Origin of the sequence: Paenarthrobacter sp. TAF1 (assembly GCF_052113825.1) — a bacterium.
Lineage (GTDB): Bacteria > Actinomycetota > Actinomycetes > Actinomycetales > Micrococcaceae > Arthrobacter > Arthrobacter nicotinovorans.
Genome location: NZ_JBFRDO010000005.1, coordinates 227,314 through 245,155, shown reverse-complemented (window position 1 = coordinate 245,155; position 17,842 = coordinate 227,314). Strand labels below are relative to the sequence as shown.

The window sequence follows — 17,842 nt, the reverse complement described above, 5'->3', positions numbered from 1 at the left end:
AAGGAAGTGCACGTTACCGCCGTCGTGGTTTCCCACGACGGCGGCAACTATCTGCCCAGGACATTGGCGGCATTGTCGGACCAGACGCGTTCGGCAGATGCCGCCATTGGCGTTGATACAGGTTCCACGGACAACTCCCTGGGCCTGCTCCGGGAGGCCTTTGGCCAAGGCAATGCCACCACCTTCCACCAAGCCAAGTCAGGCTTTGGCGCGGCTGTCCGTGCGGGGTTGCAGGAGCTCGCTCCCGCCGCTGCTGCGACCGATGACAGCCGGACCGTGGAGTGGATCTGGCTCCTGCACGATGATGCGGCGCCCGCGCCTGACGCGTTGGCGGAGCTGCTCCATGCCGTTGAGCGCGCGCCGTCGGTAACCGTCGCTGGTTGCAAGCAGCTCGGCTGGGACAACGACCGGCACTTGGTGGATGTGGGCCTCTCAACGAGCCGCTGGGCTGAGCGACTCACCCTGATTGACGCCGACGAAGTCGACCAAGGGCAGTACGACGCCCGCTCCGACACGTTCGCGGTCAATTCGGCGGGCATGCTGATCCGACGCGATGTCTGGGAACAGTTGGACGGGTTCGACCCCGCGCTGCCCGGCAGCGGCGACGACGTCGATTTTTGCTGGCGGAACTGGCTCGCCGGGAACCGCGTGGTGGTTGTGCCCAGCGCCCGGATGTTCCACGTTGAGCACCGTCCCCATGGCCTGGGAACGTCCTCGGCAGCGCGCAAGGCCCAGATCCACCTGCGCCTGAAGCACACGCCCTGGTGGAACGTTCCCTTCCAGGCTTTGGGAGCACTTTTTGGCGCGGTTGTCCGCCTGGTGCTGAACATCCTGGTGAAGGAGCCAGGCTATGGCTTCTCCCAGTTCACTGCCACACTTGCCGCTTTGATGCGTCCTGTCGCAATCGCGAGGGGGCGCCGCACAGCTGCGAAAACGCGACGGGTCCATCGTTCCGTCGTCCGGGGCCTCCAGACACCAACACGCGAGGTCCGGGCCAACCGGCGGTCCTTGCTGGAAGCCATCCGGCCTGCCGATGACGCCGCGCCCGTGAGCGACCTGCTGGCTCCCGAACCAAGTGGCGACGCCGCCGACGACTTCGCCGCCCTGGCCACGAACGAACGTGGCTGGGTGGGAACGGGTGCTGTTGCCGCCGCATGCGTTGCCCTGGCAGCGGCCCTCGTGGGTTTGCTGGGTCTGCTCCGTTCCGGCGCGATCACCGGTGGTGGGCTTCTCCCGCTTTCCGCGACACCGGCCGGGATCTGGGCCAACGCCTCCACGTGGTGGATTTCCCTGGGCGCCGGACTTCCGGGCCACGGTGATCCTTTTGGCTACGTCTTATGGGTGCTGTCGCTCCTCGGTGGCGGGGATGCGAATGCATCCATGGCGTGGCTCCTCGTCCTGGCCATGCCTTTGTCCGCGGTCGGAGCGTGGTTCGCGTCGGGTGCCTTGACCACCAAGCGCCGGTTCCGGACCGTGGCAGCCCTGCTGTGGGCCGGTGCGCCGAGTCTCCTGATCGCCATCAACGAAGGCCGCGTCGGTGCCCTCGTGGCGCACATCATGATGCCGTTGCTGCTCCTGGCCCTGGTGCGGGCGTCCGGATCTGCCATCGGTCAAACGAGCACGGCACAATCAAGCACGGCGGGCGCGCAGCGAAGCGCGTCAGCCGTTGCGGGCCGGTTCCCGGCCCCTCTTCGCGGTAAGCCCGGCATCAACGGGACACCCTCCTGGACGGCCGCAGCGGCCGCCGGCCTGGTGATGGCCGTCGTCACCGCCTCAGCACCATCGTTGCTGGGCCCCATTGCCGTTGCAGTGATCCTCGCTGCCGTAGTTCTGGGACAGCGCGGCAAAACCATGTGGTGGTCGTTGCTGCCGACTCTTGCCTTGTTCCTTCCGTACGGCATTTCAGTCCTCGACAGGCCCCGGTCCCTGCTGGCTGATCCTGGACTTCCCCTTGCTTTTGATGCGGCTCCCTTGTGGCAGCAGCTACTCGGCCAACCGCTGGCTTTCAGTATCGACGGCGGCCTGACAGGACTGTCGGTGTTCGGTCCCGGTGCTGTTCCGTGGGCTTTGATCCTGGCTTTGCTGATTGGTGCTCCGGTGTTGCTGCTTGCGGTGGCCTCGCTGTTCCTCCCCGGCAAACGCACAGCATTGGCCAGGGTGTTCTGGTTGGCTGCGCTGGCCACCTTGGCCAGCGCATGGTTGGTGGGGCATGTAGCCACCGGCGTCAACAACAACGTCATTGTCGGGCCGTTTACCGGTCCGGCGGTTTCAGCATCAGGCATGTTGCTGCTCGGTGCTGCCCTGCTCGGAGCGGAGAAGCTCTTTTCGGCGAGCCGGCGGGCATCCGATCCTGCCCGCCGGAAGTTCCAGGTGCGTCGCGTCGCGTCCGGTGTGGTGGTTGCTCTCCTCGTTGCCGGGCCCGTGGCCGGAATGGGTGCCTGGGCTGCGCAGAACGTCCTGCAGCCCTCGACGTCGACGGATTCACCGGCTGCCCCGGCAGCCCGGCAAGCGGCCTCGTCATTGGGTAGCCCGCGTCAGGTCCGGCCGATGGAATCAGGCACGCTGCCTGCTACCGCCGTCGACCGCGGCCAGGGACCCGAGCGGACGCGGACATTGGTGATCACCAGCGGCGAGCAAGGTGCGTTTACCTCCTCGCTCATGCGAGGGGCCGGAACAACCCTGGACAGCTTGTCCACCATCGCCTCGGCGGGGACCATCATTGGCGCTCCCGGACGCGAGGAAATCACGAGCGATGACGCCGCTACAGCGTCTCTGCGGCGGGCAGTGGCCACTATCGTGGCGAGCACCGGCGTTGACCCGCGTCCCGACCTCGAGCAACTCGGTGCCGGTTTCGTGGTCCTCAAGGCCGCGGACAATGCTGCCCAACTGACGGCCAGCAGAATCGACGCCGTCCCAGGGTTGGTGGCTGTGGGCCAGACCGACGCCGGGTGGTTGTGGCGCGTAACTCCGCGGAACCAGCCCTCGGCGGGCGCCGCAGAAACGGCGCATCGTGTCCGTATCATCGACGCCCAAGGAAGCACTGTGGGCACCTTGCCTTCGGAGGATGTGAACGTCAACGCCAGCGTCCCATCCGGTGATGAGGGCAGGAAAGTGGTCGTGGCTGAGCGATCGGATCCCGGTTGGACGGCCACCTTGGACGGTAAGCAGCTGCAGGCAACAACATCCGGGTGGTCACAGGCGTTCGACCTGCCGGCCGGTGGCGGACAGTTGGAGATCCGCTACACGAACCCGTGGGCCCTGTGGCTCGGGATCCTGCAGGCCGTAGTGATCGCCTTGACGGTCCTGCTGGCGATCCCGATGCCTGCCCGCCGGTCCCGTACCGGCATGTCGAGGGACGAAGTCTCCCTCCGTAAGGAGTACAGCAGTGTCTGACGAGCAGAAGAAAAACGCCGACGACGCACCGCAGACGGCCGGCGAAACGCCGGTCGAGGACAAGCCAACGTCCAAAGGAAAGTCTCGCCGCGGCGAACAGTCCTCCCGCGGCGAACAGTCTTCCCACAACGAACAGTCTTCCCGCAGCCTGCGGGGGTCCCGAAGCTCCAGCAAAGGCATGGTCACCGGTGTTCTGTCGGCAGTGGTCATCCTGGCTGCCGGGGGAGGCGCTGTGGCTGCCAGCTCGATGGTTCCGGGTCCCTCCGGCGGCACGAGCACCGACGTGCAGCAGGCGGATGTTCCCGCCGGCAGGGCCTTGGGCGTCTGCCCGGAACCGGCCCGCCTGGTCAATGGGACAGTGGTGGGCACGGATGCTGACTTCAGCCCCGTGTCGACGACGGCTACCAGCGCGCTCAACGCTGTGGTGCTGAGCAATCCGGCCGGCACCGTTCCCGGCAGCAAGGTCACTTCCCTTGGAGGCGGGAACGTCGCGGAAATCGCCAAGACTCCCACGAGCACTCCTACGCCGACGGCGGGTCCCCCTGTGCTTGCTGCGGGCGTGGCTTCCATCAGTCCGGTAACCTCGCCCACGGTGGTGGAAGCCGGGCCCATCGGAAACGAGCAAGCATCCTTGGCAGCCCACCTCAGTTACTCGGCAACCGACGGCGACCTCCGTGGCCTCGCTTCCGCACAATGCCAGCCGCCGAGCAACGATGCGTGGGTGCTGGGCGCGAACACGGCTGTCGGCCGCACAGCTGTCCTCAATCTCAGCAATTCATCAGAGACGCCCGCCACGGTGAGCCTTGATCTCTACGGGTACGAAGGTCAGATTCAGGCTCCGGGTGCCAGGGGGCTTCTGGTGGCGCCGGGAACCACCCGCTCCGTGAACCTCGCCGGGCTCGCTCCGGGCCAATCCCAGCTGGGCATCCGCGTGCGCAGCACTGGCGGTCCGGTGGCCGGGACCATCCAGCAGAGCGTACTGCGCGGGCTGGCTCCCGGGGGAGTCGAATACCTCTCACCGGGCGAAGGACCGTCGAACCTCCAGGTGATGTCCGGCGTCGACATCCAGGACTCGGAAGGCATCAAGGCACTCGCCGCCAAGTCAGGATTCGCGGACGCTGTGCCGGCCCTCCAGATCGCTGTTCCGGGCTCAACGGACGCCGTGGTCCAGGTCAAGTTGTATGGTGCGAACGGCGAGCGAAAGCTTCCCAACGGGGGAGTGGTGACGGTCAAGGGTGGATCCGTTGCCTCGCTGAGCCTCGATGGAGTTCCGGCCGGTAGTTACACAATCCGTGCCAGCTCGGACGTTTCCTTCGTGGCATCGGCCAGGGTCACCCGCGGCTCAAAGGCCGAAGAGGCCACCGATTTCGCCTGGTCTCCAGCATCGGCCCGGCTTGGCAGTCAGCACCTGGTGGCCGTTCCCCGCGATGGCCTGCGTTCCCTGCGCTTCGGGGTGCCCGAAGGCCGCGCTACCGTCAGCTACGCCCCGGTCACGGCCGACGGCAAAGTAGGCAAGGCTGTTGACATGGACCTTGCCGGTGGAACCACGTCAGTCATTGAACTCCCTGCAAAGGCCGGGGACGCGGTCATAGCGGGATACGTTGTTTCCGCATCCGGCGATCCCGTCTACGGCGCGCTGGTCCTTGGAAAACAGGGCCGCAACGATGTGTCTGTTGTCGCGATCCAGGATGCTGCGGCGGGACTTGAAAAGGTTCCCGTTTCCGTCGGCTACTAGCGGCGGTTCGGTCCGCTACAGGCCTCACCGGCCAGCCGGGTGACCGGCGTCGTCCTATTGGTACCGGCGCCGGTACACCGGGTCCAGTGTCTCCGGCGGTACGCCCAACATTTCCGCGGTGTATTCCACCACGACGTCATGGACGAGATCCTGCAACTCTTCCCTGGTGTTGGAGCCCTGCTCCACCACCCGGCGGTAGACCGTGATCATCGGCGGTTCTCCACGGCCGCCGGGAGTGTAGGACCCCATGGGTGCAGGGTTGCCGGTGGCAACGAGCTGTTCCAGGTTCGGCGGGATCTCATCAACGGCGAAGAGAACGCCGTCCAATTGTTTGCCCCACATGTCCTGGAGGCGTTCGGCGGAGTCAAGCACCATGTCGTCGAAACGCTCGGAACGCGTCCGGAAACCCGGAAGATTGGGCAGCATCAGCTCGCCACGCAGTCCCCTGCCATGACGGTTGCGGCGGCGTTTCCGGAATCCCCGCACGCCCGGTACGGCGTGTTCCTCTGTCTGATCGCCATCGGCGTCAGTCCACCGGACGGTAAACCCGGGAACATGTGGCTGTGACTGCATATATCGACTTTAGTCCTGAGGAACCGCCAGCGCGACATCATCGTGCGCACCGCGCCGGAGCTGCCGATACCAGCTCCTCCCGGGCAGCCACGGACGCTCAATGCGCGCTACGGGAGCCAAGTGGCGCTAATCTGGGATGTTGTGGGTGCTATTCGTCAGTGTTCAAGATCAGCCTGCCGCCAGTCTGCGGTGGCCACTTTGACGTACGTGTACGCCGATTCAACGGCCGTCCTGGGTCCCCTAGCCACGTACGCCGAACCGCACGCCTACGACCTCTGCACGCAGCACGCCGAGAGCCTCACCGTTCCCCGGGGTTGGGAAGTGCTGCGCCTGGCCATGCCCAGCACGCCACCGCAGCCCGGACCCGACGATCTGCTCGCTCTGGCCAACGCCGTCCGTGAGGCTGCCTCCGCGGCACCCGAAACGCCGGCCCGCCACAACCACACGCAGATGGAGCCGCCCGCAAGCGTCGAAGGTACCCGCCGGGGACACCTGCGGATCCTCCGCGAACCGTCCTAAGCCACCGAAGGTGACTGCACCGGCGTCGTGACTCAAAGCGGCGTCGTGACTCAAAGCGGCGTCGTGATCAAAACCCTGCGATCTTGCGCGGTAGTCTGGAATCTGCAGATAAATCCGCCAGCGGCGCCAGGCCGGCGCCACCCAGGGAGCATCATTCATGCCAAAGGTCAGTCCTGAACTGTTGTCCATCCTGCGCTGCCCCGTGACGGGTTCACCGCTGGTCCAGGAGGGCGAGGAGCTGGTATCAACAGCTGCCGCCGCGGACGGCGAAAAGCTCCGCTACTCGATCGAAGACGGCATTCCGCTGCTCCTGCCGCCGGAACTCCTGGCAGCGGCCAACGCGGCCGGCTCCAGCCAGCATGATGCCAAGGCCTAGCAGCCCCTTTTTCTCAACACCCGCACGGTACCCCTAAGGACTTCCATGACTTTCGACTACAAAGTGGCTGATATTTCCCTCGCCGAGGCAGGCCGCCACCAGATCCGCCTTGCCGAGCACGAAATGCCCGGCCTCATGTCGCTTCGGGCCGAGTTCGGTGCTTCGCAGCCGCTCAGGGGTGCACGGATCGCGGGTTCGCTGCACATGACGGTCCAGACCGCCGTTCTCATCGAGACCCTCACCGCGTYGGGCGCAGAGGTGCGTTGGGCCTCCTGCAACATCTTCTCCACCCAGGACGAAGCCGCGGCTGCCGTCGTTGTGGGCAAGGGCACCCCGGAAGATCCCCAGGGTGTTCCGGTTTTCGCCTGGAAGGGCGAAACCCTTGAAGAGTACTGGTGGACTGCCGAGCAGATCCTTACCTGGCCCGGCGCTGAGACCAACCCCGAGCTGGGTCCCAACATGATCCTCGACGACGGCGGAGACGCAACACTGCTGCTGCACAAGGGCGTGGACTTCGAGGCAGCCGGCGCAGTTCCTGCCGCCACCGAGGACGATCCCGAAGAGTACGTCCACATCCTGAACCTCCTCCGGAGGACCCTCGCAGCCGACCCGCAGAAGTGGACCCGCCTGGCAGCACGCATCGAGGGTGTCACCGAGGAAACCACCACCGGTGTCCACCGCCTGTACCAGCTCGCCGAGCAGGGCAAGCTGCTGTTCCCGGCCATCAACGTCAACGACTCCGTCACCAAGAGCAAGTTCGACAACAAGTACGGCATCCGCCACTCGCTCCCGGACGGCATCAACAGGGCCACGGACGTGCTGATGGGCGGCAAGGTCGCCGTCGTCTGCGGTTATGGCGACGTCGGCAAGGGCGCCGCCGAGGCGTTGCGTGGCCAGGGTTCGCGGGTCATCGTTACTGAGATCGACCCCATCTGCGCCCTCCAGGCAGCAATGGACGGCTACCAGGTGGCCAGGCTTGAGACGGTGCTGGCGCAGGGCGACATCTTCATCACCACCACCGGCAACAAGGACGTCATCATGGCCGAGCACATGCTTGGCATGAAGAACAAAGCAATCGTGGGCAACATCGGCCACTTCGACAACGAGATCGACATCGCAGGTCTTGCCAAGGTTGCCGGCGTCAAGAAGGTCGAGATCAAGCCGCAGGTCCACGAGTGGGTCTTCGACTCCGGGACAGCCTCCGAGCGGTCCATCATCGTCCTGTCCGAAGGCCGCCTGCTGAACCTGGGCAACGCCACGGGCCACCCGTCCTTCGTGATGAGCAACTCGTTCGCCAACCAGACGATCGCGCAGATCGAACTCTGGACCAAGAAGGACCAGCCAGCCGGGGAGCGCGAGTACCAGAAGCAGGTTTACGTTCTGCCGAAGATTCTGGACGAGAAGGTGGCGCGCCTGCACCTGGACGCCCTGGGAGTGGAATTGACCGAGCTGAGCAAGGACCAGGCAGACTACCTCGACCTGGACGTTGCGGGTCCGTACAAGCCGGAGCACTACCGCTACTAGCAGCCCTCCGCAAAGAACATTCGATGGCGAAAGGCCGGACACGCGAACAGCGTGGCCGGCCTTTCGGCTAGAATTGGGTGTTCGGTATAGCTTGCCGGGGGACAGGATGACGGGAACCATGACACAGGCCGCCAAACGGAAAACGGGCAAGGTCCTTGCCATCATAGGGATTTGCGCCGCCATTGTGGCAGGCGGAATCGGCGTGGCCACCGTACCCGGATTGCTCCCCGGTTCTACGCAGAACAACGCTGCTGCACCTTCCCCGACTCCCACCATCGAGGCCAAGCCCGTGGAACTGGGCATCACTCCGCTGGATGGGGCTGTTGAATGGAATCCCGTGGTGGGTCCCCAGATCAAGGCGGTCAACGGCAAGGTCAAGGATGTCGTTTTGACCCCTGCCGGTGGCGGGGCGCCCGTGGTGGGCAAGATCAGTCCTGACGGCTCTACCTGGACTACCCAGGAAGTCCTGAAGTTCAAGACGCAGTACAACTACTCCTTCACCGTCGTGGACACCGCCGGCAAGGAAACCAAGAAGACCCAGACCTTCACCACGGTTTCCGCCGCGTACGAGGCAGACGCGTCCATCTACCCCCGCAACGGCACCACGGCAGGCTCAGGCCAGCCCATCGAAATCAACTTCAGCGAACCCGTCGTGGACAAGGTGGCCATGGAGAAGCGGGTGGCCATCACTGTGTCGTCCGGCCAACCTGTGGCATGGCACTGGTACTCCGACAAGAAAGTGCGGATCCGGCCCGAGGCATTCTGGGCCTCCGGCACTACTGTCACAGTGGACATGAAGCTGCTTGGTGTGGATTTCGGCAACAACATGATCGGTAATGGGGACGTTGTCTCCACCTTTACGACGGGTCCGCAGCGGATTGCCGTGGTGGATGACACCACCAAGACCATGAACGTGTACTCCGATGGCCAACTGCTCCACACCGCGCCCGTGTCTCTCGGCGGCGAAGACTGGCTCTCGCCCACCGGTTACGCAGTGATCCTGGAGCAGGAACGCAAATCCAATTTCAACGCCGGCAGCATCGGCCTGAAGCCCGGCGACAAGGGCTACTACGCCCCAATGGTGGTGGACTACGCCAACCGCCTCACGTGGTCCGGAGTCTATGTCCACCAGGCGCTGGAATCAGCGTGGGGAGCCATCGGCCGCGTCAACGTCTCGCACGGCTGTGTCGGCCTGCTGCCGGATGATGCCGCTTGGTTCTTCAACAACATGAAGACCGGCGACGTGGTGCAGATCCTGAACACGGGAGCCCCGGCTGTCGAGCCACTGGAGGGTTTCGGCGACTGGAACATTCCCTGGGCCAGCTACGCCCAACGGTAGACCTGCTGTTAAGATGGCCGCAGTGATTATTTCCTGCGCGCTTTGACCCGGACTTCGCTTTGACCCGGACTATTTGTGCCGACCATGTGTTGGCCTCCACTTTGTGCTGCCCTCTGGTGATCACGGGTGTCCCTCAGGGGAACCCGCTGACGGGTTCCCCGCCTCCTTACCCCGGACCCTCTTCATCATTTGGAGCACCGCATGACCATCACACCAATTCTTCGCCCTGACTGCAGCAACTGCTTTGCGCTGTGCTGCACCGCACTGGGATTTACCCGCTCAGCGGACTTTGCCATCGACAAGCCTGCCGCCTCGGCGTGCCCAAACCTGGCCGGGGACTTTTCCTGTGCCATCCACCAACGGCTGCGCCCCCGCGGTTTCCGTGGCTGCACAGTTTTCGATTGCTTCGGCGCCGGCCAGCTCGTTTCCCAGCACACTTTCGGCGGAAACAGCTGGCGGGACAACCCTGCCTCCGCGTCCTCGATGTTCGACGTTTTCAAAAGGGTCAGGCAACTCCACGAGATGCTCTGGTACCTGAACGAGGCCCGGCAACGGACGTTCGACCCCGAGCTCGCCTCTGCAGCCGCCCACCTTGCGGAACAGCTGGCGACCACCGCCGTGGGTGACGCAGCCACGGTCCTGGGTGCCGACGTCGAAACCTACCACGGGCAGGTGCGGGCCCTCCTGATGGAGGTCAGCGAAGAAGTCCGCGCGTCCTACGGCGCGGAAGACCGGCAAAGTCGCGACGGCGGCCTCCAGCCTGGTGCCGACCTGATGGGCGCAGACCTGGGGAACCAGCGCCTCTGTGGAGCAGATCTGCGGGGTTCGTACCTGATAGGGGCCAACCTGGCAGGCAGCGACCTGGCTGCCGTGGATCTTCTGGGGGCGGATCTTCGTGGTGCAGAGCTGGCGGGGGCGGACCTGTCCAGGGCCCTCTACCTGACTCAACCGCAGGTCAATGCTGCCGAAGGCGATGCACGGACGCTCCTGCCCACGGAACTCACCAGACCGGATCACTGGCTCCGGCAGCCCGGAACTAGGGCTCCTGGGTAAACGGCAGCTTGCGCAAGCGGGCGCCCACCGTGGCGTTCCGCTGTTCGGCCTGACGCAGGCGCGCCAGCTCCCGGTTGCGTCGTTCCCCGAGGACTGCGCCGATGTAGTCCTCGGGGATCGTGCCGGGCGGCGGTGGCGGTGCGACATAGCGTGTGAGTTCCGTGGCCAGGGACATCGCCATGGCCAGGCGTGAGGCGGGAGCCATCAGGTAAGCCTGCTGTACAAACGTCCCTGCCCGGCGGGCGGTGGCGTCCGGGACCCTGCCGATGTCCGCCATGGCAATCCACCCCTGCAGATAGTGCGGTGCGTTGGGCACGATACGGGGTTTCGAGGGAACGCGCAGGCGGAGCGAATACGTGCCGGCAACGATATCGCCCAGCCGCTTCGATTTCTCGTTGAACAGCGCCACTCCGATGGCCAGTCCGCCGAAGGTCAGGTAGATTTCCAGGAAACCGAGGAGCCCGCGGATAAGGGCGTGCCGGAAACGGATGGAACCGCCGTCGTCACGGACGATCCGCAAACCCGTGGCGAGCTTACCCAGCGACCGGCCGCGGGTGAGGGTTTCCACAGTGACAGGGACGACCACCACAGAGAAAACGACGCTGCTGAGGACCAGAGCCCGGATGGCCGACTCGTCCAGGTCCGAAGAAGCCATCAGGACCAGGATGATCAGGAGTATCGCGAGGACCACCTGCGAGATGACGTCGAGGATCAGGCCCAGCCCCCGGGCCGCAAAAGACGCTGAGCGCAGCTCGAGGACCACTGCCTCGCCTGTGATGATCGAACTCAAGCCAGCCCCCACGCCTTCCGGACAATGCGGCGCCCAGCAGCGCCTGCACAACGAGTCTAGCGGCGTGACAGGCCAAAACGACGCCGATCAGGCGCTCGCGCGGGCCTCAGGCATTAGGGTGGTGCCGTGGACATCGATGCCTTCTCGGCCGTACATGGGGACAAATGGTCGCGGCTTCATTTCCTGGCGCACAAGCGCCGGTTGACGGGAGACGAGGCGGATGAACTGCTGCGCTTGTACCAAACAGTTTCCGGGCACCTGTCCCTGATCCGTTCGGTGGCTCCTGAAACCGGTCTGTCGTCGTCGTTGTCCGCCGCGTTGGCGCAGGCGCGCACCAGGTTTACCGGTGCCCGCTCGAACTTCATGGAAGACCTGGCCCGCTTCTTCGTCATCTCGTTGCCGGCCGCCTTCTACCGGATCAGGTGGCTGACCCTTTGGTGCGGGCTTGCCTTCACGGTTGTCGGTGCCGCCTATGCCTTCTGGATAGGTACCTCCCCGGATGCGCTTCGAGCCGTCTTCGGCAGCGACGAGAGGGTGCGCAGGTACGTCGAGGAAGACTTCATCGATTACTACTCCGAGAATCCGGCGGCTTCCTTCGCCGGCGCCGTGTGGACCAACAACGCCTGGATTTCCGCCCAAGCCGTGGCCTTCGGCATCACAGGATTCTGGGTGCCCTACATTCTTTTCATGAATGCCCAGGGCGTGGGAGTTGCCGCCGGTGTCTTCCTGGCAACGGGCAAGATCGACGTCTTCTTCAGCTACATCCTGCCCCACGGCCTGATGGAACTCACGGCTGTGTTCATTGCATGCGCCGCAGGGCTCAGGATTTTCTGGGCTATGGTGCGGCCCGGCCCCAGGACCCGGATGCAGGCTGTTGCGGATGAAGGGCGGTCATTGATCACCATCGCACTGGGCCTGGTGCTGGTCCTCCTGGTTTCCGGCATCGTTGAAGGATTCGTCACTCCGAGCCAGCTGCCCGTCTGGGCCAAGATCACCATCGGCGCGCTGGTGCTGGCCGGCTATTGGACGTACACGCTGCTTGTTGGCGGCCGGGCTGTCCGTGCGGGGGAGACAGGTGACTTGGACGCCAACGATGGCGGTTACAGAAGCATCGCCGCGTAGACCTTACAGTTGCGTTTCAATCTGCTCCAAGGCGGGGTAGTTCCTCGTGTCGGCGCAAAGCCGGGCGGTAGGCTCGAAGGCAGACAAGAGAGCCGGCAGCACGCAATCGCCGGTGGATGCCTACGGAAGTGAACCCCCGCTGTGAGCGACAAGAGCCCAAAACCACAAGAACCGGACACGGACGTCCACGAGGACCCCAACGAACCGGCCTTCGACTGGATGAAGCCAAAGACGTCCAGTGGTGCCTCATCCGCGGCCTCAACCGCCGCGCCTGCACCGGCGTCTGGAGCGCCTGAAAAAGCGTCAGCTGCGCCCGGAACGGCCCAGCCGGAGAGCCGCGCAGACCGCAAGGCTGCAGAAGCCGCCGACGCCGACACGGAGCCGCCGCTGTTCGCTGACACACTTGCGAATGCCTCTTCCGGCAAGCAGCCGTCGCACTATTCCGAACCGCTGCCGACGTCGGCCCTCCAGGTCCGGCCGCCGGAAGATGAGGTGGCCAGGCGCAATGCTGAACGGGAGCAGGCGGCAAAGGTCAAGCCTGTAGGGCCCCGGGTTTTCCAAGTGCTGTTGGCTGTCTTCTACCCCGTGATCCTCCTGGTTCTGGCAGTCAGGGCGGTCACGAGTCCACTGTTCCTGTGGGTGGAGTACAACCGTCCCGGTTTCCCCGGTGACGGCTATGGCTTCAACACTGACGACCGTATGACCTATGGCTCCTATGCCGTTGACTACCTCAGCAACTGGGCGGGTCCCCGGTACCTGGGAGGCTTGGTCAACCAAGACGGCGCCAAGCTGTTCAAGGACAGCGAAGTGGCGCACATGGCGGACGTCAAGATGGTGATTCTGTCCTCATTCGGCGCGGGAGTCCTGCTCATCATCCTCAGCATTATCGCCATTGTGTACCTGCGAAAGCGCAGCAATGGCGGGATCCGCCGCGGCTTGTTCGCCGGCTCCATTGTCACGCTTGTCATCATCATCGGCCTTGCGGTTCTGGCAGCTTTGAGCTGGCAGCAGTTCTTCACCGAATTCCACCGGATCTTCTTTGCCAATGGCACATGGACGTTCTCCTTGGAGGACACCCTGATCCGGCTCTTCCCGGGACAGTTCTGGGTTGACGCGGGCATCGTGATCGGTGCTTTGGTGTTCATCGCGGCGACGTTGACGTTCATCTTCACGTGGCCCACGAAGCGGCGCCGCGGCGTTGCCGTTTCCCAGGAGAAGCTCGATGACGAGGATTCTGATGGTGCGGTTGACGGCGCAGCCGATGACGATGATGCCCTTTCCAAGGAAACGACGAGCTCAAAGCGCTAGCCCTACTGTCCCGGAGGGTGACTTCCGGTCAGAACACCAATGAGCTGTTCAGGGCGGTCCGTGCTGGCGATAACGGCCTTGCCGCTTTTCATCTTGATATGGATCTCGCGACCGCCGACGAGGTAACCGACCATCCCGGGCCCCAGATAGCGGAGTTGTTGAGGACGATCAGCCCGAACAGCACCGGGCTTAGCGTAATCATGGTGAAACCCATGATTCGCGGTACCAACGTAGACCGGACACGCGAATAGTAGAGCGCGGGTGTTGGTATGCGTGATGGACTTGTCATGAGGTCCCGTTTGAACGTTGGTTCGTGAAGGAAACGCTACGGGGGCACCAGGACCACCTAGGCAGAGATTGGCCCGGTTAGGTGGTGATTGGGCAAAATTAGGTGCTGGAAGCCGCAGAAATAGGTGGTCGCAAAAAGCGACTAGGTGGTGGGCCTACTTGGCGTACAGCTTTTCGACAACCGACGCGAAGTCTCCCACCACAGCCGCCCGCTTGAGCTTGAGTGACGGAGTCAGGTGTCCGGACTCGACGCTGAGCTCCGCCGTGATGAAAGCGAACTTCCTGATGGATTCGGCGGCCGAGACGAGCTTGTTGGCCTCATCAACAGCAGACTGCACGGCCGCCTTGACGCGGTCGTCGCGGACTGCTTCTTCGAGGGACAGGGCACCGGTTTTATTCTCCGAGCACCAATCCGCAAGGCCCTCGGGGTCGAGACTGATCAAGGCCGCCACAAAAGGACGCCCGTCTCCGACCACCACGGCCTGACCCACCAACGGATGCTCGCGCAACTTTTCTTCCAGGGGGCCGGGAGCGACGTTCTTGCCGCCGGCCGTCACCAGGAGATCCTTCTTGCGGCCGGTGATGGTCAGGAAGCCGTCGGAGTCGAGCTCGCCCAGATCCCCGGTGCGGAAGAACCCGTCCACAAAGGCGGCCTCCGTGGCCTCCGGGTTTCCGTGGTAGCCCTTGAACACTCCGATGCCCTTGACCAGCACCTCACCGTCATCGGCCACGCGGATGGTGGTGCCCGGCAACGGGATGCCCACCGTTCCGATCCGGGACATGGTGGGGGTGTTCACTGTGCAGGGCGCCGTGGTCTCGGTCAGCCCGTAGCCCTCCAGGACGGGAACCCCGGCACCGTGGAAGAAGTGGTTGTCCCGTGGGCTCAGGGGACTGGCGCCGGACACCGTGTAGCCGACATCGCCGCCAAAGACTTCCCGCACCCTGGGATACAGGAGTTTGTCGAAGGCCCTGTGCTTGGTTCTCAGCAGCCAACCCGGACCCGGCCCCTCACCGCGGGAGGCCAGGTCCACCGCCGTCGAATATTCCACCGCTGTTGAAGAAGCCGCCGAGAAGAGGGCGGACTTGCCTGACATTGCGGCTTTGTGGCTGGCCCCGGCGTAGACCTTCTCGAAGATCCGGGGAACCGCAAGCAGGAACGTCGGCTTGAACGAACCCAGGTCCGCCATCAGCCCGCTGGCACCGGCGCTGTGCCCCAGGGTGATACCGGCAGTGAGGCAAACAACCTGCACAGCCCTGGCCAGGACATGGGCAAGCGGAAGGAACATGAGGGTCCGCGCGCCGGGCTGCATCAAAAGCTCCGGGAGGAACGGAATAACGTTCCTGGCCACCAGCACAAAGTTGCCGTGGGTGATTTCGCACCCTTTGGGTTTGCCTGTGGTGCCTGAGGTGTAAACGATGGAGGCGATGTCGGCCAGTTTTGCCGTGCTGCGTTGCCGCTCCAGCTCAGCGTCCATGACGCCGATGCCGACGGCGGACACACTGGTCAGGTTGGGTGCGTCACCGTCGTGCTCCATCCGGATGATGGCGACGGGGTCCTCGCCGAGGAGGCCTGACTTTTCCACGACGGAATGGACGAGCGCGGCCTTCGCGGCGTCCTCCACGAAGATGGGGCGGGCTCCGGAATCAGCCAGGATCCATTCGATCTGGCTGGCAGAGGAGGTCTCGTAGATGGGCACCGTGACTCCGCCCGCCATCCAGATGGCGAAGTCCACCAAGGTCCATTCGAAGCTCGAACGTGACAGCACCGCCACAGGGTCACCTGGGGTGAGGCCGCCTGCGATGAGGCCCTTGGCCAGGGCGGTGACGTCCGCCAGGAACCTGGCAGCTGACACGTTCAGCCACCCGTTGGGGGTGTTGTGCGCGTACAGGACGCCGAACGGATCCTTGGCGCACCGCTCCAGAAGGAGATCGGTGACGTTGGAGTCCGTGTCGGCTTCGAAGAGGAGCTCCGTGCTTGCTTCCCTCACTGCTTGCCTCCTAGATCCACGATGGCATCCACATTCTCATGCGCCATTCCTGGTAACTGATGACTTCTGCCGTGAGCACCGGATAGAAGAAAGCCGTTGCGAGGACAGCCAGCACCAGGACCACGGCCACGACGTAGAGTCCTGACCGTCGCCGCCACGGCGGATCGCTGCTGCGGCCCAGCACCAATCCCAACACGTACGTCAGGCCAAGCACGAGGAAGGGCTCAAAGGAGACCGCATAGAAGATGAACATGGTGCGTTCGGGGTACATGAACCAGGGCAGGTAGCCGGCAGCAACACCGGCGAGGATGGCACCGGCCCGCCAGTCGCGACGTCCCGCCCACCAGAACAAGAGGATGACCAGGGCAATGGTTCCGCCCCACCAGACCACGGGATTTCCCACGGGCAGGATCGCCGAGGAGCAGGTCTCCACGAGGCAACCCGAGGTTCCCTGTTTGGGGGACTGGTAATAGAACGACGTGGGACGGCCCATGACCAGCCACGTCCACGGGCTGGATTCATAGGGGTGGTCTGAGCTGAGCCCCTGGTGGAATTTGTAGGCTTCCAGGTGGTAGTGGGCCAGGGACCTTACCGGGTCAGGCAGCCAGTCCCAGCCAGGTGCCGGGTTGGTGGCGGCCCATTGCCTGTAGTAGGCGTCCTTGGACAGGAACCAGCCGGTCCAGCTGGCGATATAGGTGACAACGGCAACCGGAATGATGGTGAAGAACGCCGGGATCCCGTCCTTGATGATGCCTGCGCTGAACCAATTCCGGATCCCGGCAATCCGGCGGGCGTTCAGATCCCAGAGCACAGTCATCACGCCGAAGGCAGCCACGAAGAACAGCGCCGACCATTTGGTGCCCACAGCGAGTCCGAGGCAGATGCCGGCAACGAGGCGCCACCAGCGCATGCCCAGCCAAGGACCTGCCACCAGCTGGCTGGTCAACGGGATGCCGCTTGGTGAAGCAGCCGCCTGCGCGGCGAGCCGGGAAGCCAGACGACGGCGGCCGTCGTCGCGGTCCAACAGCAGGGCACCGAAGGCGGCGAAGATCCAGAACGCGAGGAAGACATCCAGCAGGGCTGTCCGGGAGAGCACCAGGTGGTGTCCGTCAACGGCGAGCAGCAGGCCCGCAACCGCCCCGAGCGTGTGGGAGCGGAAAAGCTTCATGGCGATGAGCGCCACGAGGAATACCGTCAGTGTGCCGGTCAGTGCCGCGCTGAAGCGCCAGCCAAAGGGGTTGTCTCCGCCGAACAGCCACATTCCGAAAGCGATCATCCATTTGCCCACCGGTGGATGGACCACATACTCGGGGGTGTTCAGGAGGACATCGGGATTGCCGGCATTGAAGGAGTCGTTGGCGTTGGAGGGCCAGCTTCGTTCATAGCCGCTCACCAAGTAGGAGTACGCGTCCTTGACGTAGTAGGTTTCGTCAAAAACCAGGCTGTGCGGGGCGTCGAGTCGGAAGAAGCGGAGAATTCCGCCCAGGACGGCCGTGATGGTGGGAATCAGCCAAAACCACAACCGCAGGGACGCAGGGTAGTCGCGCCAGCTCTGGATTCCGCCGATCAGGCGGGTGCGCAGGGCCTCCACGCTGAAAGCCTCTGCGGGCCGCTCTATCCAACGGTGGCGTTCAAGGCCCCGGCCCGGCAGGTATCCGGTGCCGGCCTGCCTCGTGCCGCCGCGCACTGCGTTATGTGCTTTCGCGGCGTCGTCGAGGTGGTCGGCTGGACGTTGGACTGCGGGCTCATCCGTTTCGGCTACGGCGGACGACGCCACAGGAGTGCCGGAAGCGGCGGCAGGAACGGGCGACTGGTTCACCCGCCCATGCTACCT

13 protein-coding genes are annotated in these 17,842 nt (G+C 64.2%); 9 read left to right on the top strand and 4 right to left on the bottom strand.

The genetic code is table 11. The features are described from left to right. Nucleotides 1–6: 6 nt before the first annotated feature. A complete protein-coding gene (locus AB4Y81_RS09265) occupies nucleotides 7–3,393 on the top strand; it encodes a glycosyltransferase (protein WP_441995716.1) in 3,387 nt (1,128 codons plus the stop codon). Next, a complete protein-coding gene (locus tag AB4Y81_RS09260; RefSeq protein ID WP_441995715.1) occupies nucleotides 3,386–5,128 on the top strand; it encodes a DUF5719 family protein in 1,743 nt (580 codons plus the stop codon). Before AB4Y81_RS09265 ends, AB4Y81_RS09260 begins: the two co-directional genes overlap by 8 nt. 54 nt (nucleotides 5,129–5,182) lie before the next feature. Here AB4Y81_RS09260 and AB4Y81_RS09255 read toward each other — a convergent pair whose 3' ends face one another. Next, complete coding sequence (locus tag AB4Y81_RS09255; protein WP_018777318.1) at nucleotides 5,183–5,701, bottom strand: metallopeptidase family protein; 519 nt, start codon at nucleotides 5,699–5,701, stop codon at nucleotides 5,183–5,185. Nucleotides 5,702–5,842: 141 nt separating this feature from the next. On the opposite strand from AB4Y81_RS09255, the gene AB4Y81_RS09250 reads away from it, so the two are divergent. From AB4Y81_RS09250 to AB4Y81_RS09230, 5 genes are all read left to right on the top strand, one after another. After that, nucleotides 5,843–6,220, top strand: a complete 378-nt coding sequence (locus AB4Y81_RS09250; protein ID WP_026267105.1) for a DUF3499 domain-containing protein — start codon at nucleotides 5,843–5,845, stop codon at nucleotides 6,218–6,220. A 157-nt stretch (nucleotides 6,221–6,377) separates the two neighbouring features. After that, entirely contained in the window at nucleotides 6,378–6,596 is a 219-nt protein-coding gene (locus AB4Y81_RS09245; RefSeq protein WP_018777320.1) for a Trm112 family protein, read from the top strand. Between the two features lie 45 nt (nucleotides 6,597–6,641). Then, nucleotides 6,642–8,120: an adenosylhomocysteinase gene (gene ahcY / locus AB4Y81_RS09240; protein ID WP_441995714.1), complete on the top strand. Its 1,479-nt coding sequence runs from the start codon at nucleotides 6,642–6,644 to the stop codon at nucleotides 8,118–8,120. 106 nt (nucleotides 8,121–8,226) lie between these two features. After that, nucleotides 8,227–9,459 carry a L,D-transpeptidase gene (locus AB4Y81_RS09235; RefSeq protein WP_026267106.1) on the top strand — a complete coding sequence of 411 codons (1,233 nt, stop codon included), beginning with the start codon at nucleotides 8,227–8,229 and terminating at the stop codon, nucleotides 9,457–9,459. 201 nt (nucleotides 9,460–9,660) lie between these two features. Beyond that, the gene (locus AB4Y81_RS09230; RefSeq protein ID WP_189075886.1) at nucleotides 9,661–10,512 is read left to right on the top strand and encodes a pentapeptide repeat-containing protein; all 852 of its coding nucleotides are present in this window, start codon (nucleotides 9,661–9,663) and stop codon (nucleotides 10,510–10,512) included. Here the strand turns inward: AB4Y81_RS09230 and AB4Y81_RS09225 are convergent. Next, on the bottom strand, nucleotides 10,496–11,302 hold the full coding sequence (locus AB4Y81_RS09225; RefSeq protein WP_055975200.1) for an RDD family protein: 807 nt from the start codon (nucleotides 11,300–11,302) through the stop codon (nucleotides 10,496–10,498). The two genes, AB4Y81_RS09230 and AB4Y81_RS09225, sit on opposite strands and share 17 nt — an antisense overlap. A gap of 126 nt (nucleotides 11,303–11,428) precedes the next feature. Between AB4Y81_RS09225 and AB4Y81_RS09220 the strand changes: the two genes are divergently transcribed. Both AB4Y81_RS09220 and AB4Y81_RS09215 read left to right on the top strand, forming a co-directional pair. Continuing rightward, nucleotides 11,429–12,424, top strand: coding sequence for a stage II sporulation protein M (locus AB4Y81_RS09220; RefSeq protein WP_018777325.1), 996 nt, complete (start codon nucleotides 11,429–11,431; stop codon nucleotides 12,422–12,424). A gap of 141 nt (nucleotides 12,425–12,565) precedes the next feature. Next, complete coding sequence (locus AB4Y81_RS09215) at nucleotides 12,566–13,732, top strand: TIGR01906 family membrane protein (RefSeq protein ID WP_189075885.1); 1,167 nt, start codon at nucleotides 12,566–12,568, stop codon at nucleotides 13,730–13,732. 443 nt (nucleotides 13,733–14,175) lie between these two features. Here the strand turns inward: AB4Y81_RS09215 and AB4Y81_RS09210 are convergent, their stop codons facing one another. Both AB4Y81_RS09210 and AB4Y81_RS09205 read right to left on the bottom strand, forming a co-directional pair. After that, nucleotides 14,176–16,008, bottom strand: a complete 1,833-nt coding sequence (locus AB4Y81_RS09210; RefSeq protein WP_441995713.1) for an AMP-dependent synthetase/ligase — start codon at nucleotides 16,006–16,008, stop codon at nucleotides 14,176–14,178. Nucleotides 16,009–16,018: 10 nt separating this feature from the next. Beyond that, nucleotides 16,019–17,695, bottom strand: a complete 1,677-nt coding sequence (locus AB4Y81_RS09205; RefSeq protein WP_413303296.1) for a dolichyl-phosphate-mannose--protein mannosyltransferase — start codon at nucleotides 17,693–17,695, stop codon at nucleotides 16,019–16,021. Nucleotides 17,696–17,842 lie beyond the last annotated feature (147 nt).

Coding starts and splice junctions, on each gene's coding strand:
- AB4Y81_RS09255 (WP_018777318.1), bottom strand. CDS start 5,701: ATGCAGTCACAGCCACATGTTCCCGGGTTTACCGTCCGGTGGACTGAC.
- AB4Y81_RS09230 (WP_189075886.1), top strand. CDS start 9,661: ATGACCATCACACCAATTCTTCGCCCTGACTGCAGCAACTGCTTTGCG.
- AB4Y81_RS09245 (WP_018777320.1), top strand. CDS start 6,378: ATGCCAAAGGTCAGTCCTGAACTGTTGTCCATCCTGCGCTGCCCCGTG.
- AB4Y81_RS09235 (WP_026267106.1), top strand. CDS start 8,227: ATGACGGGAACCATGACACAGGCCGCCAAACGGAAAACGGGCAAGGTC.